This window comes from Enterococcus sp. DIV1067f, from assembly GCF_050543505.1.
Classification (GTDB): Bacteria; Bacillota; Bacilli; order Lactobacillales; family Enterococcaceae; genus Enterococcus_D; species Enterococcus_D entomosocium.
This window is the reverse complement of record NZ_CP172940.1, coordinates 1,433,443-1,456,051: the sequence shown is the minus strand read 5'-3', so window position 1 is coordinate 1,456,051 and position 22,609 is coordinate 1,433,443. Positions and strand designations below refer to the sequence as shown.

General features: G+C 43.0%; 18 protein-coding genes. 6 read left to right on the top strand and 12 right to left on the bottom strand.

Translation table 11 applies throughout. The features are described 5' to 3' along the window. Positions 1-99: 99 nt before the first annotated feature. From IGJ42_RS06770 to IGJ42_RS06725, 10 genes are all read right to left on the bottom strand, one after another. Entirely contained in the window at positions 100-933 is an 834-nt protein-coding gene (locus tag IGJ42_RS06770) for a sugar phosphate isomerase/epimerase family protein (RefSeq protein WP_176256989.1), read from the bottom strand. A 149-nt stretch (positions 934-1,082) separates the two neighbouring features. Next, the gene (locus IGJ42_RS06765) at positions 1,083-2,576 is read right to left on the bottom strand and encodes an extracellular solute-binding protein (protein ID WP_016613309.1); all 1,494 of its coding nucleotides are present in this window, start codon (positions 2,574-2,576) and stop codon (positions 1,083-1,085) included. Positions 2,577-2,579: 3 nt separating this feature from the next. Next, positions 2,580-4,172 (bottom strand): glycoside hydrolase family 43 protein, encoded by a 1,593-nt coding sequence (locus tag IGJ42_RS06760; protein ID WP_086332297.1) that lies wholly within the window; start codon positions 4,170-4,172, stop codon positions 2,580-2,582. Further along, positions 4,169-4,615: a DUF4064 domain-containing protein gene (locus IGJ42_RS06755; protein ID WP_086332296.1), complete on the bottom strand. Its 447-nt coding sequence runs from the start codon at positions 4,613-4,615 to the stop codon at positions 4,169-4,171. Before IGJ42_RS06755 ends, IGJ42_RS06760 begins: the two co-directional genes overlap by 4 nt. Then, positions 4,612-5,529 carry a pectinesterase family protein gene (locus IGJ42_RS06750; protein ID WP_430616033.1) on the bottom strand — a complete coding sequence of 306 codons (918 nt, stop codon included), beginning with the start codon at positions 5,527-5,529 and terminating at the stop codon, positions 4,612-4,614. The genes IGJ42_RS06755 and IGJ42_RS06750 overlap by 4 nt, the downstream gene beginning before the upstream one ends. Next, positions 5,490-6,380, bottom strand: coding sequence for a dienelactone hydrolase family protein (locus IGJ42_RS06745; RefSeq protein ID WP_086332294.1), 891 nt, complete (start codon positions 6,378-6,380; stop codon positions 5,490-5,492). Before IGJ42_RS06745 ends, IGJ42_RS06750 begins: the two co-directional genes overlap by 40 nt. Next, a complete protein-coding gene (locus IGJ42_RS06740) occupies positions 6,377-7,693 on the bottom strand; it encodes a glycoside hydrolase family 28 protein (protein ID WP_086332293.1) in 1,317 nt (438 codons plus the stop codon). The genes IGJ42_RS06745 and IGJ42_RS06740 overlap by 4 nt, the downstream gene beginning before the upstream one ends. Beyond that, positions 7,690-8,811 (bottom strand): glycoside hydrolase family 88/105 protein, encoded by a 1,122-nt coding sequence (locus IGJ42_RS06735; protein WP_086332292.1) that lies wholly within the window; start codon positions 8,809-8,811, stop codon positions 7,690-7,692. The genes IGJ42_RS06740 and IGJ42_RS06735 overlap by 4 nt, the downstream gene beginning before the upstream one ends. Positions 8,812-8,977: 166 nt before the next feature. After that, positions 8,978-9,655, bottom strand: coding sequence for a YesL family protein (locus tag IGJ42_RS06730; RefSeq protein ID WP_005236490.1), 678 nt, complete (start codon positions 9,653-9,655; stop codon positions 8,978-8,980). A 15-nt stretch (positions 9,656-9,670) separates the two neighbouring features. Next, entirely contained in the window at positions 9,671-10,639 is a 969-nt protein-coding gene (locus IGJ42_RS06725) for an ABC transporter permease (protein ID WP_008381525.1), read from the bottom strand. 259 nt (positions 10,640-10,898) lie between these two features. On the opposite strand from IGJ42_RS06725, the gene IGJ42_RS06720 reads away from it, so the two are divergent. After that, on the top strand, positions 10,899-11,786 hold the full coding sequence (locus IGJ42_RS06720; RefSeq protein WP_008381527.1) for a carbohydrate ABC transporter permease: 888 nt from the start codon (positions 10,899-10,901) through the stop codon (positions 11,784-11,786). 62 nt (positions 11,787-11,848) lie between these two features. Here the strand turns inward: IGJ42_RS06720 and IGJ42_RS06715 are convergent, their stop codons facing one another. Further along, on the bottom strand, positions 11,849-14,062 hold the full coding sequence (locus tag IGJ42_RS06715) for an AraC family transcriptional regulator (protein WP_086332290.1): 2,214 nt from the start codon (positions 14,060-14,062) through the stop codon (positions 11,849-11,851). Between the two features lie 162 nt (positions 14,063-14,224). On the opposite strand from IGJ42_RS06715, the gene IGJ42_RS06710 reads away from it, so the two are divergent. From IGJ42_RS06710 to IGJ42_RS06690, 5 genes are all read left to right on the top strand, one after another. After that, a complete protein-coding gene (locus IGJ42_RS06710) occupies positions 14,225-15,205 on the top strand; it encodes a LacI family DNA-binding transcriptional regulator (RefSeq protein WP_086332289.1) in 981 nt (326 codons plus the stop codon). A 69-nt stretch (positions 15,206-15,274) separates the two neighbouring features. Continuing rightward, the gene (locus IGJ42_RS06705) at positions 15,275-16,678 is read left to right on the top strand and encodes a tagaturonate reductase (protein ID WP_086332288.1); all 1,404 of its coding nucleotides are present in this window, start codon (positions 15,275-15,277) and stop codon (positions 16,676-16,678) included. 12 nt (positions 16,679-16,690) lie between these two features. Continuing rightward, positions 16,691-18,202: a UxaA family hydrolase gene (locus IGJ42_RS06700; RefSeq protein ID WP_086332287.1), complete on the top strand. Its 1,512-nt coding sequence runs from the start codon at positions 16,691-16,693 to the stop codon at positions 18,200-18,202. Between the two features lie 20 nt (positions 18,203-18,222). Further along, positions 18,223-19,611, top strand: a complete 1,389-nt coding sequence (gene uxaC, locus IGJ42_RS06695; RefSeq protein ID WP_086332286.1) for a glucuronate isomerase — start codon at positions 18,223-18,225, stop codon at positions 19,609-19,611. 10 nt (positions 19,612-19,621) lie between these two features. Then, positions 19,622-20,293 (top strand): rhamnogalacturonan acetylesterase, encoded by a 672-nt coding sequence (locus tag IGJ42_RS06690; protein WP_016621185.1) that lies wholly within the window; start codon positions 19,622-19,624, stop codon positions 20,291-20,293. A 192-nt stretch (positions 20,294-20,485) separates the two neighbouring features. On the opposite strand, the gene IGJ42_RS06685 is transcribed toward IGJ42_RS06690, so the two are convergent. After that, a complete protein-coding gene (locus tag IGJ42_RS06685) occupies positions 20,486-22,564 on the bottom strand; it encodes a glycoside hydrolase family 36 protein (protein WP_052533183.1) in 2,079 nt (692 codons plus the stop codon). Positions 22,565-22,609: the final 45 nt, after the last annotated feature.

The following is a 22,609-nucleotide window of genomic DNA, read 5'->3' as shown; positions in this document are numbered from 1 at the left end:
AAGTAAATAAATCTGCTTGTTGAGGAAAGGATTCCTTGATCTCCCGTGACTCCTTGTAACAAAGCTTTTCCTCATCAGTCACAATCAAAGACAGCTCGCTCACTTTTGCAATGCTTCAATCAGTGAAATGGTCGGCTGCATCGCTTCTTCGGTCGTCCCTTCTAACACAACATAACAAAATGGCTTGTATTCAGCGGTGATGGCCAATAGTTGTTGATAATCAATCCTTCCTTCTCCCAATGGCACTACCTTGATTTTACCATCGATTACTTGATAGTCCTTCAAGTGCAAGCAAACGATGGCATCACCAAAGCGGGAAAAAGCTTCCCTTGTCAAAGCGACTTGCTCTTGATAGTTCTTCGCCGTAATCAGATTGGTTGGATCAAAGATGATCCCTAAATAGTCAGACGGTACTCGTTCCAGCAATTCTTCGATTCGATCGATCGATGATAGTGGATGATTCAAGCCCGCTTCAATCCCTAGCATCACTTGATGTCTCTTAGCCACTTGGACCAAACGCTTGATCACCTGAACCAAATCATCGAAAACGACGTCACTGAAATTTTCCTCGGTGTACCCCATATTTGGCAAAACCGAACCAGTTTCACTTGCAACCATAGCTGCATCAAAGTATTTGGCATGTGCGAGATAGGTCTCGAATCTGGATAAAATCGCTTCCCGTTTTTCCAGATCAGGATGGATCAGATTACTATAACAACTCAATAAAGCGACCTGAACATGAGATTGACCAAAAACACGTTTGAAAAAGCGGCCTAAACCAGGGCTTAATTGCTCTGGCTCTGCCCATTGCGGGAAGGATTTATTTAATGCAAATTGAATGTTATGAATGTTTTTGGCGGCAATTTTTTGCGCTAATTCTTCTGGGGACCCATAATTCTTTAAATCATGTCCCCGAACAGTTAGTTGAAACATAGCTTCTCCTTTCTTCACTGCTTTTGAAGCAAAAAGAAGACCAAGCAGCGAATCACTTCAACTGGTCTTGGTCTTCCAATCATTCAGCAGTAGCGGCTCCTCACTTCATCTATTCCTTCTCAACAGATGATCAGAACCTTTTGTGACCTTTATTGTTGTGAACGATAATCTTCCGTGAACTCATCAATGATTTGCTGTCCACCATTTCTTAAGAAGGTTTCGATCGCTGTATCAAACCCATCGATCTCGATTTCCCCAGTCATATATTGGTAGTAAGCGTCTGAGATTCCTTCAATCAAGCTTGACCATGAACGATCATAGGTTTCAGAGGTCAGCGATTGTGCAGGATTGATCACCGCAAACTCTTCATTTTCCCGAATCTTTTCATTGGCTAAGTTGACATATGGGTTGCTTGAAGGGAAAACTGTTACTAATTCTGATGGACGAGACGAAGAAAATGGTTGTACTTCTTGTTGCCACTTCGTATCATCTAAACGGACATAGACACCCTCATCATCAATTTCATAATGGACCCCTTCGATCCCTTGCGTCATCAAGGTAAACGGCTCTTCGTCCATCAAATCGTTGATAAATTTCAAAACAACACGTAAGTCTTCTTCGGTTTCAACATTGTTTTTCGGAATGGCTAACCAACCGCCCATTCCACCATTGGTATCAGAAAGGATACGACGTTCCACATTTTCATGGACGATATCATTGATCAAGACCCATTCCATATGCTCTTCATCAGTACCAGCTGCATCATCAATGTAGTTACGTACTTCTTGCAAACCACTCAATACAATCCCACCACGACCTTGAACGATATAGTTCTTCTGATCATTTTTCGCCATTACCGCAAAATCAGAATTCATCCAGCCGTTATCATAGATATTACGGAACCATTCCATTGCTTCTTTGTATTCTGGTTGCATAAAGGATGGCATCACTTCATCATCATCCGTGATCGTAAACCAATTGTCTGCACCAAAGTAACCTGAAAGTGAACGGAACCCAACATTAAAGGACTCATCACGTTCAACGAATCCGACCGTGTCATCTACCCCATTGCCATCTGGGTCTCCTTCTGTAAAGGCTTGTGCCACAGCTGATAATTCTTCTAAAGTCGATGGCACGTCCAACCCTAAATTGTCTAACCAATCTTTTCTTACGAGGACACCATAACGAGCGATCGGTTTTAGAAACGGTACACCATAGATATGACCATCGATACGAGAAGATTCTAAGCGATCCTCAGAAATTTCTGCCAGATTCGGAAACTCTTCTAAATAGGGTTCCACATCCCAGAACATTCCAGATGCTAGCGAACTACGGACGGTTGTGTTATTGATTTCTGTCAAACTTACGATATCTGCTAAAGAATTTGACGCTAATGCTGCATTCAAGCGTTCTGTTTTTGATGCGTCCGGCACCCATGTAAAGTCGATCTCGACCCCTGTATATTCTTCTAACTTTTGTGTTACATCCCCAGACGGAGGTGAAGCGGTATGCAGCATCGCCATCCAAGAAATACTTGTTTTTTCATCACTTTCTGGTCCATCAGATGAACCTCCGCCATCGCCGCAGCCTGCTAAAAACAGTCCTGCACATAATAATAAACTTGCTACTTTCAACTTTTTCATTCGTTACCCTTCTTTCTCTATTTTTAGGGAATCATCATCGAGCGGATCTTTCCCTTGATACTTAAAGTACGTAAAATCGGCATAGCTTCCAGCAAAGTGATCTAGATCATGGGCACTGATTCCAATGAAATTCCCTGTAAAACCACCAGACAAGAACTGGATGTTTTGCTTTTTAAAGGGATGCCACGTTTGTGATTGCCGATAGAACCATTCTGCTTCTAGATAAGAACCGACTACTTTCAATCCGATCGGCTCACTTGCAGCAGCGAGGGGCAATTTATCTGGGAACAAGTGAAATTCTCCTTCACAACACCGCAGCAACCGAAGGACCTTGTCTTCTTTTTCATCATAGGTTACGTAGAAAAACAAATAGTTTTCTTCATTTAAGAAAAGCGACAATCCAGCCATCTGATTGAACGATTGGGGGTGGTATTCCATCACTGTTTCAGCTTCAAAACAAAAGTCTTGTTGACGAATCGCCAATAAGTGCTTATGAAAGTTCGATTGCATCGATTCTCCGCCGATCAATCGCAAATACCCTGGTCGCTCACTCAGATTGCACCACTCTTCATTGGGCAGCAATCGTCTACCGTTCCATGCTTTTTGCAACGATCCTTTAAAGTCATCAATAAAAACAGCAGATGATGCCCTTTGCTTCTGAGCGTCGCTAGCGAGCCTGATGGTTTGATCTGGGATCGTATCGTTATTGCTAAGACGCAGCCATCCTTCGTGATCCCAATAGACAGTTTGGAGTGCTGTCTCTCGTCCAAGGATCGCTGCCCCTTCTACTGGCCGAGTCATCAAATAGCTCATGACCCATTCTCCTGATGGCGCAATCGTCAAACTGCCATGACCTGTACATTGAAAAGGGGAATCTTCGCGCTGATAGGCACGCATCATGGGAAAATGCGGATCTACTTCATAAGGTCCAGTGATGGTTTTACTACGACAAACTGTTACCGCATGACCTGCACCCGTTCCTCCTTCTGCCGTCAGTAAGTAATAACACTCATTGTGGTAATAAAGATGCGGTGCTTCAGTCTTCGCCAGCTGGGTTCCAGAAAAAATTGGCACTCTGTCACCGATCAAGCACCCTTGTGCTTCAGAGTATTCTTGGAGCACGATCCCCACCGATTTATTTGGTGTATCCTTACGATAATCCCAAAGCGCATTCAATAACCAGATACGCCCCTCTTGATCATGAAACAAGGACGGATCAAAGCCACTACCATTTAAGTAAATGGGCTCACACCATGGCCCATGAATCGTAGGAGCCGTGATGAGATAGTTTCGACAGTCTTTGAAGGGGCGTGTCGTGTTGCGAACATTTGTATAGACACAATAGTATTGTCCGTTTGCGTAGCTGATTTGCGGTGCCCAAATGCTGCAATTTGCTGCGTTGCCTAATAAATCCACTTGATTGGTCAGAATATCTGTTTCATGGGACCAATTGACTAGATCTTGAGAACAGTAGACCCGAATTCCTGGCAACCACTCAAAGGAAGAAACCGCTAAATAATAAGTATCCTCGACTTTTAAAATACTCGGATCAGGATGAAACCCTCTTAAAATCGGATTATTGATTATTGCCTTCATGCAACCCCTCCTTGTTTGCTGACTGCGTCCGTTGTTTTTTTCTTGTGTCCGTCATCGCGATGGAGAAAACAAAAACCCGCCGCTAAAAAGAAACAAAAGGCAATCGGAAAAGCGATCATTTGACTACCAATCAATGTCACGACACCAGTCAAAAAATAAATAGCACAAGATTGCTTTCGATAATTACGATAGCGAACCAGCATCGTCGCCACTGAAACCAATATCAGGAGTGCCAACAGCGTGAAGCCAAACCAAGCGCCGAGTGTTTGAAATTGCGCCAATGCTGCTTCTGCCGTCATTTGATTCAGTATAGTGGGAAACGCACGTTGAAAGATCTCTTCGAACTGCTGGACAGTCATTTGATTGATCGCCAAGGAAAAGCCGCCCATCAACACCAGAGCGAGAACCATCCCGATCCAGCCAGACCATTTTGCCTTGCTCATTTTTCTATCACTCCTTCAAGAGTCACCCATTCAGGACGTTGGGGACTTCTTTGGTAACAACACATTCGCTCCGTGAATGTGACCGTTTGGTGGCTTGCTGTTTTTCCCCAATCAGACCATCCGCAAGGGACGAGCTGTTGATCAAAGCAGCAGGATAAAAAGGTTACTTTGGCTTCATTGCGCCAAGGGCGGCCTAGATAGTAGGCTTTGTCCCCTGTCACCCGACACCGATCGAAGGTTAACCCGCTTGCTTGTTTGCTAGTTGAGGCAGCAGTTACGTAGTTCGTTTGTGGTGTATTTTTACAATGCAGGCGACACTCTTCAAAGGTGACGGAACCACCGCCAAAAATAAAATCGACTGTTCCACTGATCCTGCAATGCAAAAACAAACTCTGTTGTTGGTCAAAGATTGTTTTTCGCCAAGGACTGATCATTGGTTCGCCTTCTTTGGTATATTTTGGCAATGGACCCAGACACAAGGTATCTTGAAAAGCATCGAGATGACAGCGTTCGAAGCGAATGTCATCCCCTTCGATATAGACGGCAACTGCTTGCCCGACTGCTTGCCCATACCCTGCGTCATTGATGATGGTCAGGTTTTTTACAAAGACTTCTCGGCTATTGATAAAGAGCGTCGCTGTTTGAAACGTTCCTCTTTTTTGCCCATTTTCATCGGTTTGCTCGGCAGCCAAGTGGTAGCATAAGAACGTGTTAGGTTCCCCGATCAACGTAAGCTGGTTCTTATAGATTTTCACCTGTTCTTGATACACGCCAGAGGCGATCGTGATTTCACAAGGTGCTTTTAAGGCTTCAGCAGCCAGCACGGCTGCTTGGATACTCGTAAAATCACCCTTTTGCGGCTCTTTACTAACCTTTAGCTTGATAGGAGGTGCTGTTTTAGAAATTCGATCCACTGCGCTCTCATCTCCTTGGTTTCTTCATGACCGCCTGGCAAGCAACACGCCTGCCAATGCTCCTTGTAGCCTATTGCTTCATAATGCTGCCCGACCTGCTGATCCAAACGAGCGACGCCGCTTGAGGGGCAGCCACGATCCTCTTTGCCAACCAAACTCAAACGCGGGCGTGGTGCGATCTGTTTTTGGATCGCCGCAGTCGTAAAGTCTTTCAACACATTAGGAACATAATAGTAAAACCCATGTTTGCTTAGACGGTCCTCTTCGATCAATGTTTGATAGTCCACTTGTGCTGCCATGTCCACCACCACTGATATCCGTTCATCTAGCGCTGCCAACCACCAGCTCATCAAGCCCCCCATAGAAAGTCCCAATGTGGCGATAGCGGAATGTTTCACTTCTTTACGGGAAGCAAGATAGGTTAAAAACTGTTGATTGTCATAGATTCGTTGTCCCCATAATGTTTTGCCTTGCAACAGAAACCGCTTGTAGCTATCATTCTCACCGTTTTTTCGTTCGCCAAAGCCCCACATGTCGATCACCCCAACGGCGACGCCCAGCTTCATAAATGCAGCGAATAGGCTTTCTTTTTGCATATACGGCGGACTTTGTCGCAGTTCTTCTTTCCCCATCGTGAAGTCGCCGCCATGAGAATGATTGAACAAAACGAGTGGAACCGGTTGCTGAGAGCTAGGATAAGCAAAGTATGCAGGGACATCCTCTTCTTGATTTAATCGTAGAAGTAAATGTTCCAAGGTATAATTTTGCACCTGCTCTTTTGTTTGCTGAACCACTTGTGGTGCAACTTTCATATCAGGACCTAGCAGCTGAAGTAACTGAGGATCCCTCACAAAAAATCTCCTTGAAATGCCAGAGGCTGACGATTCTCAAATGACTGTGTGACGGTGATTTCCCGGCTATTCTCGATATGGAACGCTTCAGTTACACCTTCCAAATTGATACGATCAAACTGAATATTCCGTCCACAGCCAATATAAAAACCTTGTTTTGTCATCTCTTCGATACCTGTCATCATCGCAGGCTTTCCTGGAATTGGGTGCTCAGCCATAGAGACGGCAATATCTTGGAAAGTGATATCTGAAATAAATTGTTCAGCCAAGCCATAAACAAACCCAGCGGCCGCATGGACATTCCGAGCCGAGATATTTGCAAAATGAATTCTCCGGAAATGAGGGGTTTCCTCGGTGATCGGGTACGGATTTTTATCCCAAACATACTTTTCTTTGCCTTTCGGTCCACAGAAATAGTAAAGATTTAAAGTGAATGGACAGATGACATTATCCATCACAATGTTATTCACTCGAATATCTTCGATCGTTCCGCCACGTCCCCGACGGGATTTCAACCGAATCCCACGATCGGTATCTTGAAAAATACAATTACTAATAGTGACATTACGAATATCGCCGCTCATCTCACTCCCTAGAACGACGGCCCCATGCCCATGAAGCATATGGCAATTTACGATCGTGATATTCTCACAAGCGACCCGTTCTTTAGTGTCCTCCGTTCCTGATTTGATGGCGATGCAATCATCACCAACATCGATATGACAGTTACTGATGCGGACATTTTTACAAGATTCAGGATCGATCCCATCCGTATTTGGCGAATCTGCTGGATTTTTGATGCGAAGATTATCGATCGTTAGATTTTGACAAAGAATCGGATTGACGGTCCAACTGGGTGAATCGACAAGACGGATATCTTTCAACGTAATTTGCTGGCAAGAGTCAAAACTGATTAATTTTGGTCGTGGATAAGCAAGCTGTTCACGATTTTCCCGAAAGGTCTTCCACCATCTTTGCCCTTGCCCATCAAGCATTCCTAGTCCTGTGACAGCGATATTTTCCGCATTCTCGGCATATAAACAAGAGGCATAAACTTCCCGTTTGACCCCTTCCCAGCGAGACAAAACGACGGGATAGTCTTTGGGATCATCAGAAAATACTAAGGTCGCCCCCAATAGTAGGTGCAGTTCAATGTTACTTTTTAAAAAGAGCGCACCCGTCGGATAGCGTCCTGCGGAAAAAGTGATTCTGCCTCCTCCTTGTTGATGCAATTCATCAATTTTTTCTTGAATCGCTTCTGTCAACAGACCTTCTTTTCCTTGTAAATCAGCTGTAGTCAATTGGATATTCATTTCTTGCTTCCTTCCTCCGTTAATGGTTGCAGCAGTAAACTCGCTTGTAAAAAGGCACCGTATCCTTTGAAATCATTCGTGATAACGGGTTCACTGATATAGTAAACAAACGTACCATCCCGATTATCTGGTCCACCAAGACCAGCAACTTCACAGTTTCTGATCAGATTCAACCAACCTTCTTTTGTTAAAAAGACAAACTCGTCCAGCAATCCTTGATAGGTCTCTTGGGCAAACACTTGCCATTTTTGATCGATGATCCCTGCTTTGACTGCTTTCGCTGTTGCGTAACAAATCATTGAAGAAGCGGATGCTTCTAAATAATTCCCACGCTCCCTGCCTTTATCTAAGACTTGATACCACACTTTTTTCTGGGGATCTCTTACTTTAGCAAGAGCTTCTAGACAGGAGACAAACATGTTTTCTAATGGATTCTTCTGCTCTGATTCCCCTAATAGCACCATCGTATCTGCGAGAGCCATCATGAACCATCCCATTGATCGTCCCCAGAAATTTTTTGAACAACCGGTCTCAGGATCTGCCCACGGCTGGACTTTTTGTTCATCCCACGCGTGATACAAAAGACCCGTTTTTGGATCTAGGGTATGCGTGAAGCATAAGGTGAATTGCTTGATTACATCTGCCAATGCTTCTTCTTTCTCAAATGTCAGTGCGTATTCTGTCAAAAATGGGGCCCCCATATATAAGCCATCTAACCACATTTGATATGGATAGATTTTTTTATGCCAGAACCCGCCTTCGCTTGTTCTTGGCATCTGCTGTAATTGTTGATACAGCGTGTCCAAGGCGATCTTGTATTTTGAAGCACCTGTTTCTTTGTATAGTAAGAATAAACATTTACCATTATTGATGTAATCGATATTCATCGCATCCATCTGATAGTTTTTGATACAACCGTCTTCGTCAATATAAACATCCATCGTGTTTTGGATATAGTCGAAATAGCGTTTATCACCAGTTTGCTCATAGGCTTCTTTCACGCCTTGTAAAACGACCCCGATGTCATAGGACCATTTTCCGTGATAAATTTTTTCTTTGCATAAGTAGTCATAGCGCTCAAATAATGTGTTCAAAGCAATTTCCGAATAGTTCTTCATGTACGATACTTCCTTTTATTGTAGTCTCCTCAATTCATAGAGCTGTTTCAATGAATCCGTTTTACTGGCTGTATTTCATGAGGGTTCAGCTTGTTCTGCTATTTTTCAGGTGTTTTCTAGTGACCGTTTTGTTCACGGACCAGTAAAAGTCTTTGAGCCGTTTTCTTTAGATGATGACCTCATCTCCTTTACTGGCAACGGTTTGCTCCGTAGTCGATGCCGTTTTTGAAACCACCTGATCTGTTTCAATTGGGTGGATATCTTGAAGAATTTTTTTACCAGCAAGGGCAAAAACACCACCAACTAAGCTGCTCCCCATCAAAATGAGGCCGATCAAGAAATAGCTGCCAAGGACTAAATAGCCAACGATCAAAATCGACCAACTAATGATCGAATAATGCAGATAGCCTAAACCTAACAACGCACTCCCTCGCAGGATCTCAAACACGGTCACAAAGTTAGTGGCTGCCATGACGGTATACACGTGCATGAATAGAAAGAGAAACGCAATCAAAAAGAGGACATTCGCTACTTGGATAAACCATGGAAATGGCGCAAATATGTTGGTGATCACGATCGCTGCAATGATGAGAAACAACCAACTGATCAGCACCGATTGTCGGAACCGTTCTTTACTATAGTAGAAAAAACTTTTGATCAAAGGCGGTCGTTCGTGAAGACGAAGCCAGCGATCATAATATTTCATCATGGCATACGAGGCTGGTCCGATTCCCAAAAAGATTCCCCCCAGAAGTGTCACACTTAGCCAAAGAAAATGAAGGGCGATCAGGGTCAAAAACGCGGTTAGCCCATCGTTGATTTTCGTGATTTTCTCAATCGTCATATGATCCCCTCTTTCTTAATAGATACCATCTTCCCCAATTTTTTTCGCCAAACGATTCGCAAAAACAACGAGGATCAAACCTACAAGACCTTTAAACAGCCCAACAGCTGTCGAGTAACTCAATTGACCATTTTGAATCCCGGCGGTATAGACAAAGGTATCAAAGATTTGGGCAACCTCACGGTTCATTGAGTTCATTAATAGGAACATATGCTCAAAGCCCATATCTAAGATCGAACCGATTTTTAAAATCATTAAGGTCACAATCGTCGGACGAATACACGGCAACGTGATGTGCCACATTTTACGTAGTTTGCCAGCCCCATCCATATCCGCAGCTTCATAAAGCTGTTCATCAACATTGGTAATAGCGGCTAGATAGACGATCGTCCCCCAACCGGCACCTTTCCAAAGATCTTGGAAAATGTACATTGGACGTAGCCAAGTACGGCTAGTTAAGAATGGGATACGTTCCCCACCAAGACTTTCGATCATGTTATTGATCACACCGCCTTCAGTCGTCAACAGGACGTAGAAGATTGAAACTACGATCACCCACGACATAAAATGAGGCAAATAAATAATCGTCTGGATACTTTTTTTCAAGCGACGGTTATTTACTTCATTTAACATAAGCGCCAATAAAATAGGAAAAGGGAAGGAAATCGTGATATTTAAGAAAAACATGATCAGCGTGTTGCGCATCAACATCACAAAAGTATCTTCAGTAAAGAGCCGAATAAAATGAGTAAACCCAACAAAGGGACTGCCTAAGATCCCTAAGAATGGCTGGTAGTCTTGAAAAGCGATGACTAAACCGCCCATTGGAATGTAACGAAAGATAATAAAATATAAAATACCTGGCAATACCATAATATAGAGCGCACGATTTTTTCTGATTTGCGCCCATTTTTTCTTTTTCAACCGCAGTCGCTGTTCTTCTTCAGTAAGTGGTGAGAAGTAATTATCAACTTTTGTTTCCATACTTGTTCCTCCGAGTTTTTTTGATTTGATAGTCCCATGGTAGCGTGTAAGAAAGATAACGTATATAATCATTTTCTCAGCATTGGAAAGGCATACATTTTTTAGGATTATTTCTCGGTCGAATTGGAAAACCATTGATTTATCAACGTTTGTCATGATTGTGATTTTTTTAACATGTAAAAGTGATTATATACGTTGTCCCCGCCTCATGATACGTTGGAAATACCTATTTAAGTAAAAAAAGATGGAGGTTTTTCCTATGCAACAAACCCTAAAAAAAACGAACCGCCCGAAGAGTGAACGGGTTGTTCAAGGATTTATTATCGGTTTTCTACTACTCTTTACCTTAATGTGTCTCTTGCCTTTTCTGAACATTCTCGGAAGCTCCTTTGCTTCTTCTTCTGAGATTGCGACACGAACATTTATCATTATCCCACGTGAATTTAGCTTAAATGCTTACCGGTATATTCTCTCGACTCCCACGATTTTTACGAGTATTGGTGTTTCCCTTTTTGTGACCATCGTCGGAACGGTTCTTTCAATGATCTTGACCTCTTTTATGGCCTATGCTCTTTCAAGAAAATATTTGCATGGACGTGGCATCTTCAATTTTATTGTCGTATTTACGATGTTGTTTAGCGGAGGGATGATCCCAAGTTTTATTTTGGTACAAAGCCTCGGCTTGATCGATTCTCTCTGGGCACTGATCTTACCGAGCGCCATCAGTGCATATAATATGATCATTATGAGAAACTTTTTCCAAGGGATTCCTGATAGTTTAGAGGAATCAGCAAAAATGGATGGTTGCTCTGATTGGGGCGTCTTTTTCCGTATCATCTTACCTCTTTCCTTACCATCGATTGCGACGATCTCTTTGTTCTACGCTGTTAGTTATTGGAATACTTATCAATCAGCGATTTTGTACATCAATGATTCAGCGAAATGGCCGATCCAAGTGCTCCTTCGACAAATCGTGATTGTCTCCAGCGGGATGAACGCCGATGCCGCTAGTGTCGATGTTGTCCCCCCAGCACAATCCGTGAAAATGGCCGTGATCGTCGTTGCGACTTTGCCAATGTTGATCGCCTATCCATTTGTCCAGAAGTATTTCGTGAAAGGTGCCATGGTTGGTTCCGTCAAAGGGTAGCCAACAGGCAGCAAAGAAAAAAAGCGTTTTTTGATCGTTGATCAAAAAACGCTTTTTTTCTTTTAATCTTTGGATCGTTTGCGATACTCTCCGGGTGTCATCTGTTCTTTCTTTTTGAAAAAGCGGATGAAGTTTTGAGAGTTGGTATACTGTAGGTTGGCGGCGATTTCTTTGATGGTCAAATCGGTTTCTCTTAACCACTTTTTCGCGACTTGCAATCGATAGTTTTGTAAGTAATCGGCAAAATTGATGGATAATTCCTTTTTAAACACATTACTTAAGTAATTGGCATTATAATGCAACTGTTCAGCAATGCTATCTAAGGAGAGATCTTGGTCGTATTGTTGGTGTACGATCAAGACCATCTTTTCAGACAAGGAGCGAATTTCTCGATCTGTTTTGGCTTGTGTCGTTTCAACGATAGGTAAAACTAACTCTTGATAGATGATTTGCTCAACTTTGAACAAACTGGTTTGGTTGAGCACGGATTGATAGACTTTACGACTATTCTGCAAGCTAGTATGATCTGCTCCTAGGAGTTGCCCTAGCTGAACGATACTGTTGATCAACTTAAACAAGGCACTTTCAATCGTCAACGGATTTTTGTTTTCATGAATGATTTCGCGTACGACTTCTGTGTAACTCGTTTTGATGGTCGCTAGATCCCCACTACGCATTGCATCCAAAAAGGTGCTTTCTGCTTCTCTAGGGTACTGAACGATCGCGTTATTGTCTAATTGTGCCGCAATGTCGTCAAAAAAGATAATGACTTCTTCCCCTAAATTCATTCGATAGTGCAAGGCTTCTTTAGCGTTATCAACCGCTAATTTGGTTTCTACGAGGCGGTCGTAGGATTGTGAGACCCCACAACTTATTTTGATTTTCAAGTAATCTTTTGCCGCTTGATGGATCTTTTGACAATAGGTCAATACTTGTTTTTGGTCAACTGATTCAGGAAGCTTTAAAATTGTTCCTTGGGTTTCTTGACTGGAGATGATTGGCTGAAAACGCAAATTCGCCGGAATGATTTCAGAAACGAGATTCTCGATGGCAAGCAAGAATATATCAATAGTCGCTGTTTCTCGTCCACACAAATCATCGATTTGAATCAGTAATACGGCATAGTGTTCCGTTTCGGATACTTCATACCCAAATTGTGACAGTTTTAAGTGACTATCTGCTTCTGAGATACAGCCGCGAAACAAGTTTAATAAAAACAAGGATTCTAACTCGGGCTTTTGGTGTTCAACTTTGACGGCGAGATCGTGGTTTTGATGTAAGACCTGGTCGATATCGGAAATCAACTGATTGACTTCTAATTTCTGACCTTGTTTTTTGGGCTTTAAAAGCTCACCGATCCGATTAATGGGTGAGGTAGCCACGATCGCAATGCGATAGGATACTAATAAAAAGAGGATGATCAAAAGACTGCCAATCACGATCAAACCGCTTCTTAATTCACGGATTGCTTGCGAAACACTGGCAGGTGACAGACGGATCACATGATACCACTGATTGTAATCCGATTGTGTGACCACATACTTATTGTTTTCTTTGTCATTGAAGATACCATCGTCGTGGGCAGCTGCGATCATTGTTTCGTGTAAGTCAGAATCGATCACTTCACCATTATCGAAAAGCAGTTGTCCGTCCGCATGAAAAATATTCAAAAAGGAATCGTCATGATCTGCCACCAACTGCGCAATGGTATGGTCTTGGATTTCAGCGATCCCCAAAGCAGTGGTTTCCTGTCGAAAAACAGGCAGCGTCATCACCATTTTTAAATAGCCATCTTCTGGCAACCAATACAAGTAGCGTTGGTTGTCGATCAACGCTTGAAAAGCAGCGAATTCAGTATCATCGATCTGTTTTAAGGAGCCTTCTTCGATTTTCCAATGCTGATTCAAATTCACCAATTGGTAGCTGGCGTTTTCGATTCCCATCACACCAATGTAAGCCAGTTGCGAATTGATCTCGCGCACTTGTCGATAATTCGTCACGGAAAACGGCTGTTCCATCGTATCGGAAAAGCTTTGCGTACTGCTATATGTAGAAAAGGCATACTCCACCATCTGAATTTTTTGATCCAGATTTTCTTTGACTTGGTTGACCAAATTATGTTGACTTTGCAAAAACGTTTCTTGAATGTTTTGATACGTTCGATGATAAATGACCCCACTAAACCCAATGATTAAAGCGCTACCAATTAGAAAAATCAAAATAAATATTTTATAAAACAAGTTGGATGTTTGATGATAGCTTAAAAAGAATTTCATAGACTCCCTCCCATTACCTAACTATCTTCTTTTATACTAGCACATCCCAGAAAAAGTTCCTATGTTATTTTGAAAAATGTTTCACGTGTGCATCCTTGGTGTATTGACATTCTCGCGGGAACAAGCTATGCTTGAATCAAGCAAAAAGGAAGAAGGTTTTCTATGGTCACGATCAAAGATATCGCCAAAGTCGCTGGTGTTTCACATACAACTGTTTCTCGTGCGCTAAACGATAGCCCATTAATCAAGCCAGAAACAAAAAAGAAGATCGCAGCCATCGCTGAATCTTTACACTATGTGCCCAATGTCAATGCCAAAAGTCTGGTGAATCAGAAATCTTATATCATTGGTCTTTATTTTTCTCATCTATCCATTGGTACTTCCGATAGCTTTTTAGTCGAAGTGATCAAAGGAATCAGTGATACCCTACCATCCGAATATACTTTGACGGTTCATGAATTATTGCAATCCGATACATTTGATGAAGAGCCGAATCGCCTAGATGGAGCGATCGTGATGAGTCAAAGTGATCGTGATGACGGCTTTATCGCTGCTCTTTCAAAGAAAAACATTCCCATCGTCGTTTTGAATCGTCAATTGCAGGATGCAACCTTGATGAATGTCACTAGTAATGATGCCCAAGGGGTCTATCAAATGATCACCTATGTGCTTGAACAAGGCTTTCGAAAGATCGCCATGATCGAAGGGATCGCTTCCTTTGGTTCCGCTAGAGAGCGTCGCAAAGGATTTATGAAAGCGATTCAAGAAAAGCAGCTTGTCTGCCCGAAAGAATACTTCGTTGCTGGCGACTTCTCTTTGGAAAGTGGTCAGCTGGGTGCCCAGCAACTACTCGCTTTACCTGAACCACCTGAAGTGATTTTTTGCGCCAATGATGATATGGCGATCGGTGCGATCAATGCCTGTCATCAAGCAGGACGAAAGATCCCAGAGGAGATCGGTATCATCGGTTTTGATGATAGTTCTTTTTCTCCCTATACGTATCCCCCATTAACAACGATCCGCAAACCAGTCTATGAAATGAGTCAATTGGCAGCAACTCTGCTGTTGCAAGCATTTGCCAATCAAGTAGTTGAGAAACAACATTTCTTTGATACCTCGTTAATCATTCGTCAATCGCTGTAAGCCTCTTGTTTTCAAGAGTGCTTACGCAAAATGTTAACGTGTGCATAACTATTTTTTAAGGAGGATTCTATGAAAAAAATTACCGAACAACCCCATCAAACCTATCCAGCCCGAGTGATTCAATTCGGGGAAGGCAATTTTATGCGGGGCTTTTTTAACTGGCAGCTGCAGCAAATGAACAAACAAGGGCTTTTTAATGGCAGTGCCGTTGTGGTACAGCCGATTGATCACGGCTTGAAAGAGCTGTTGGCACAACAAGAAAATCTCTACACCGTTATCTTAGAAGGACTTGTCGATGGCGCTTTATCTCAAACATTTGAAGTCGTCTCCACCATTGATCAAGTGCTGAATCCTTATCAGCAATGGGAAGACTATCTTGCTTTAGCCGAAGACGAGCAACTTGAGATCATCGTTTCTAATACGACGGAAGCAGGTATTGCGTTTCACCCAGAGGATACCTTACACGATACCCCTCCCTACAGTTTCCCTGCAAAACTGACCGCTCTTTTGTATCGTCGTTTTCAACGACAAAAACCGGGATTTTTGATCATTCCTTGTGAATTAATCGATCGGAATGGGGAAAAACTAAAAGAGATCGTCTTACAATATGCCGCATTATGGTCTTTGGAGTCAGACTTCGTCAACTGGTTAGAAAAAGAAAACACCTTCTGCTGCAGCTTAGTCGATCGGATCGTTCCAGGATATCCTCGCGATAAAGTGGCACAATACCAAGAGATTCTTGGCTATGAGGATGCCGTAATGGTCACTGCGGAACCCTTTATGCTCTGGGTGATCGAAGGAAGCGGCGTAGCCGAAAAGCTTCCCTTGCAAGAAGCTGGGTTGAATGTGATCGTGACAGAAGATATGACCCCCTATCGTGAACAAAAAGTACATTTATTAAATGGTCCTCATACGGCGATGGTTCCACTCGGTCTTTTAGCTGGTTTAGAAACCGTTGAAGAAGTAATGAACGACCGTGATTTTGCAGCCTTTTTGGATGGTCTTTTTCTGGAAGAGTTGATTCCAATGCTTGATTTGCCTAAAGCGCAGCTTGCAGCTTATGCGGAACAAATCAAAGAGCGCTTCAGAAATCCTTATGTGAAGCATCAGCTGCAATCGATCGCTTTAAACAGCGTCTCAAAATTCCGTGCGCGTCTTCAACCAGTCTTAACTCGTTATGTCCAACAAAACCAGCAGTTACCAAAACGAATCACTGCCGCACTGGCAGGGTTGCTGACTTTCTATCTCACTCGACCTTTTCAAGATGATGACCTAGTGACAACCATATTTCAGCAAGTGAAACAATTACCAGCAGAAAGACAGATCGCCACTCTATTAAAAAATGAGCAACTCTGGCATGCAGACCTGAGCTTTATGACAGCGACAATCAATGAAATGTGCGCATGTCTAAAACAAGACGGACCCCGCCAGTTACTTGCGTCGATTGACACCCCTGAGCCAAGTTTGAAATAAAGGAGAATCTTTATGTCCAGCACATTAACAGAAACACCCGCGCAACTATTGAAATTGCACCCTAATGATAATGTCGCAGTCGCATTAAAACCACTAGCTGCTAAAACGACCCTTTCATTTGAAGACCAAACGATCACCCTTTTTGAGGATATTCCACAAGGACACAAAATCGCCCTCAAAGATCTAGCACAATCACAAGACGTGATCAAATATGGCTATCCCATTGGACATCTCTTAGCTGACGTGAAAACTGGCCAATGGTTGCATACCCACAATGTCAAAACCAACCTTTCTGGTACCTTAGCATACACCTATGCCCCTGATTTGCATCCCGTCCGTTATCCAAAAAGGGCTGCGACGTTCCAAGGGTACCGGCGGGCAAATGGCAAAGTTGGGATTCGTAATGATTTACTGATCGTGCCAACAGTTGGTTGTATCAATGGTATCGCTGAGATCATTGTTGAAAATTTCAAGAAGAATCATCCAGATCTTGGCACTTTTGATCATATTACGATCCTTAAACATCCCTACGGCTGCTCCCAGTTAGGCCAAGATCATCAAAACACCCATCAAATTTTAATTGATGCGGTGCATCATCCAAATGCCGGTGGCGTCTTGGTCTTTGGCTTAGGTTGTGAGAACAACACCGTTCCCGAGTTTAAGAAAAACCTGGGTGACTACGATCCAAAGCGCGTCAAATTTATGGTGGCACAGGAAAGCGACGATGAAATTGCGGTCGGCGAAAGCTTATTAGAAGAATTACTGGAAGCAGCAAAAGAGGATCAACGAGAAGCCGTTCCCTTGAGTGATCTAAAGATCGGGTTAAAATGTGGGGGTTCTGACGGGTTTTCTGGGATCACCGCCAACCCTTTGTTGGGGGCATTTTCTGACTTTTTAGTTTCTCAAGGTGGCAGCACGGTCTTGACGGAAGTACCCGAAATGTTTGGCGCTGAACAAGTCTTGATGGCGCGTGCACAAGATGAAGCAACCTTTGAAAAAATCCTCCATCTAATCAACGACTTTAAAGATTATTTCCTTGCTTACGGTGAACCGGTCTATGAAAATCCTTCTCCTGGCAATAAGGCAGGCGGTATCACTACGCTAGAAGATAAGTCATTAGGCTGTACCCAAAAATCTGGGACTTCCGCTGTCGTCGATGTCTTAAAATATGGGGAAAAACTCCGTAAGCCAGGCTTGAGCCTGCTGGAAGGTCCAGGAAACGACCTTGTTGCCGCTTCTGCACTGGCTTCTGCCGATTGCCAACTCGTCTTATTTACTACTGGTCGCGGCACGCCATTTGGTGCCTATGTGCCGACCATGAAAGTTGCCACGAATCAAGAGATTTATCATAAGAAACCCCACTGGATGGATTTCAACGCTGGTCGCTTGTTGGAAGAGCCGATGGAGGTCGTGCTGGAAGACTTTATTCAAGCGATCATCGATACTGCCAGTGGAAAACCGACTCGTAATGAAGCCAACAACGTTCGTGAGATCGCCATCTTTAAAAATGGTGTGACACTATAACCAAAGAAAAGAGGTTAAACATGTTTTTAAATGAAAACTATTTACTGCCAAATGAAATTGCTCAAACCCTTTACCATGACTATGCCAAAGAGCTGCCGATTATTGATTACCACTGCCACCTAGACCCGAAAGAAATCTATGAGGATCGGCCCTTTAAAACTATCACCGAGGCATGGCTAAGTGGCGATCATTACAAGTGGAGATTGATGCGCGCTTGTGGCGTACCCGAAGAAGCGATTACGGGCAATGCCAGTGATTATGAAAAATTTTTGGCATGGTGTCAAACAGTGCCAAAATTGGTGGGAAACCCCCTTTACAGTTGGACCCATTTAGAGTTAAAGCGATTTTTTGCGATCGATCTTCCCGTTACTGAAGAAAATGCCGAAACTTTGTGGAGGCTATGCAACGAAAAATTGCAGCAAAAAGACTTTACCCGAAGAGCTTTGATTGCTCGCAGTAACGTCGAGATCGTTTGCACCACAGATGATCCAGTCGATGATCTTCACTATCATCACCAATTAAGCCAAACAGAGCAACGTTTTCGGGTCTTGCCGACCTTTCGACCTGACAAAGCGTTACAAATCGACCATCCGAATTTTCTTACCTATGTTACCAAACTCGAAAAGAGTGTCGAAAACGCGATCACTACCTACGATGCTTTCTTGACAGCCTTGCGGGACCGTGTAACCTACTTTCACCAGCATCACTGCCGCTTGTCTGACCATGCGCTGGATACTTTAGTGTATGCTGCGGACGAACAGTTATCTCTTGAAGCAATTTTTGCCAAAGCATTAGCTGGAGAATCTTTGGAGGAAAACGAAGTCTCGTTCTTCAAAACCAATGTTCTAGTTGAACTGATGAAGCTGTATCACGAACATGGTTGGACGATGCAATTGCATGTCCATGCGTACCGTAACTGCAATCAACGAATGTTTGAGCACTTGGGACCAGATACGGGCTACGATGGCATCAATGATCAACCACTGACTCAAAACTTGCAGAAATTATTGAACGCTGCTGATGCGCAGGACCATTTGCCTCAAACGATTCTCTACTCCTTAAATCCCAATGACTATGATGCACTCGTCGCTTTGATGGGGTGCTTCCAGCAAGAAGGCAATAATAAATTGCAGTTAGGATCTGGCTGGTGGTATAACGACACCCGCGCAGGCATGCGTCACCAATTGACGAAATTCGCAGATGGCAGTGTGATCTTTAACTTTGTCGGCATGCTGACGGATTCAAGAAGCTTTTTGTCTTACACCCGTCATGAATATTTCCGACGCGTCTTTTGTGAATGGCTTGCTGAGATCGTTGTACGTGGTGAAGCACCTGCTGATCTTCGTCAGCTAAAACCATTAGTAGAAAATGTCTGTTATCAAAACGCCAACAACTACTTCAAATTTTAGGAGAAAGACAATGGAAAAAATCGTCATCGTCGGTGATTCCACCGCATCGATCAAAGAGCCTAGCGCTCGTCCAGAAACGGGCTGGGGTGAAAAGATCTCACGCTATCTCCCCCAGCATCAAATCGTCAACTTGGCAAAAAATGGGCGTTCCTCCAAAAGCTTCATTGAAGAAGGACGCTTGTTGCAGGCAAAAAAAGAACTATATGCTGGTGATTATCTCTTGATTCAATTTGGACACAACGATCAAAAAACAGATAGTCGTGGTACGACACCTGTAGAATATCAGCATAATTTAGCAACCTTCGTGCAAACGGCACGCCAGCAGCAAGCGACACCGATCCTATTGACCTCGATCACTCGTTTGCATTACGTGGACCAACAGCAACTTGATCCTTTGGCAGTCGGTCCTTACCCAGAAGCAATGCGTGCTTTGGCTACCTCCTTGGATGTGGTCTGTCTGGATCTTTTTGCCGCAACACAACGGTTCTTTTCAGCACTGGAACCACAACAGGCGAAAACCTATTTTCTTCATTTAGAAAAAAACCAGCACCCCAATTATCCAGCCGGCATTACGGATAACACGCATTTGAATAACCAAGGTGCTACAGCCGTCGCCAAATTAGTTGCCAAATGTTTGACAAATGCTCCATTACCGCTTGCACAACAAGTTTTGTTAGATTGAAACTCATTGTTCGTGTTGAATCTTCCCCATTTAGATTAGAAGAAACCATGTATCCCCCAAACTGGTTCGTTTCAGAATTTGAAAGTGACCGCTTAAAGTTAGCATTTTTCGTCTAACTTTGAGCGGTCACTTCCTCTATTCTACTTAGTTTAAAAGGCTATTTAATGATTGAATTTTGATAGAAAGAAAATGCTAACGAAGCTTAATGAGCATCGCACACCCCATTAAGGGAGAAGGAAAAGAAAGGTACCACTTATTTTTCTTCTTTTGAAGCTGGATTCCCTGGCATTCAAATCCACAGGTATGAAGAATCGTACGAAAATCCATAGGTAGTTCAACCATTGTTTGGTCAAAGTTATGAATGATGAGCAAGGCTTGATCACCAAGTTCCCGTTGAACGATTTGATAACCAGTTGGTTTTCGATAGGAAAGAATCTGACTTCGGACGACAGTTGTCGTTCCATCCTTGATCAAAGGACGACAGTGATCGTAAAAGACGAAACAATCATCAATCACTTTCCACTGCTCTTTGGAAAGCTCATTGATATCGCCGGATAGACATATTCTTCCTAAAAAGGTACTGATCAAAGAATAAAACAACCGTTGGGGTGAATCTCGCTTTCTAATGACCGCCCAAATCAGGCTTTGTCTCGGTAAAAGATGGTCATGCAAATTTGCTGCTATGATTGGGACACTGATTGCCTCATGAGCATCAGAAAAGCTCGACAGATCCGTCAGTTGGATCATTGAATACTCTAAGCGATGACCGCCTGACGAACAGTTTTCGATGATTAAATCAGGCAATTGCTGCTGAATACGCTTAATAAATGCCTGTGTTGCCAACAGCTGTAAGCGACTTTCTTCGCCAAAAGATTCCTTCCCATCAAAACCGATCCCAAAATTTTCATTATAATCGATTTTCAAATATCCGATATCATAGTACGTTAAAAAATTGATTACTCTCTCTTGTAAATAGTCAATGACCCAAGGATCTCGCATATTCCAAAAGCGTCGATTGCCGACGGTTAGAGGCTGTCCATCTTTATTCAATAGATGTTCAAAAAACGTACTGGCAACTGACTGATCTCCGACTGTTTCAATTTCAAACCAAATGCCCGGAATCAGATCATGCTGCTTGATAGCAGCGATCACCGTCTCTAATCCATTGGGAAACTGTGACGAACTTACTTGCCAATCACCATGACTACGTTCCCATCCATGTTGATTGGCATACCAGCCAGCATCAATGACATAATATTGAATCGCTTTCCCTTTTAAGGCAGCCAAATTTTTCAAAGTCATAGCTTCTGTTGGTCGTCCCCAAGATGTACAAAATTCGTTGAATTGGATTGCCAAATCCTCTTCCGTAGGATGCTGTTTTTGTGCCAAAGGTAACGTCAATATCTTTGTTAATCTTTGGGCGGCACTTGCTTCATTCCCGCAAGTGACGGTTAGGTATGCTTTTGGAGTGACAAAAACTTCACCCGGCATAACAGCTTTTAGCCAATGGCCATAATCTCGGTCTGCTAATCCACCCGACAAACAAAAATCCTCATCAAGACGATACGCATCAAACTGCCATGATCCTGGTTGCGCAAGACTAACTGCCCATGTAATATCCTTTTGTTTGTCATAGATTGCCGCTTGCGGAAACCACCCTCTAACTGGCATCGAACCCACTTGCCCAAATTTTTCTAATCCTACACCAGAAGGCTTCCATGAGGGCTCAAGCTGTAAGTCTTCAAGCAATTGTATGGTTTTACGCCCTTCAAAACTCCACTTGCTTTGATAGCGGATCAAGCTCAAATTGCCTATTGGATTCTCGTCATAAAATGGACTAAGATTACTCAATGAGAAGCTTGCCAACATTTCAAGCATCTGGGGAATCTTCGTCCGATTTTCAAAGGTCACATAAGTTTCTATTACTGGAAACCCTATCTGCCAGCTTACATAATGGGTATAGTGATTTCCTCTATCATCAGCTAAGATGGTAGCAATTTCTTTTTTATTCGATTCCTGTTTATCGATTTGTTTCACTAATCGAAGGCTTTTGACTGTTGCACTATTCCGCATCGTACTCCCTGTGCTGAACCCTTTTGGGTAATCATCACCTATCAGTTTTGCTTGAATCAAGGAATCAAATTTGGTCTTTTTAGGTAGCTGTACTTCATGATGCAAAGAAGTTGGGCTAAGGAGCCATTCCACAGATTCGGCGGATTGATAGTAGTCGATCGTCATATCGCCAAACACGACCGTGCGTAACTTTTGCATATAACGGCCTCCTTTCATTTGTATACTGCCTACTAATCGATTCCT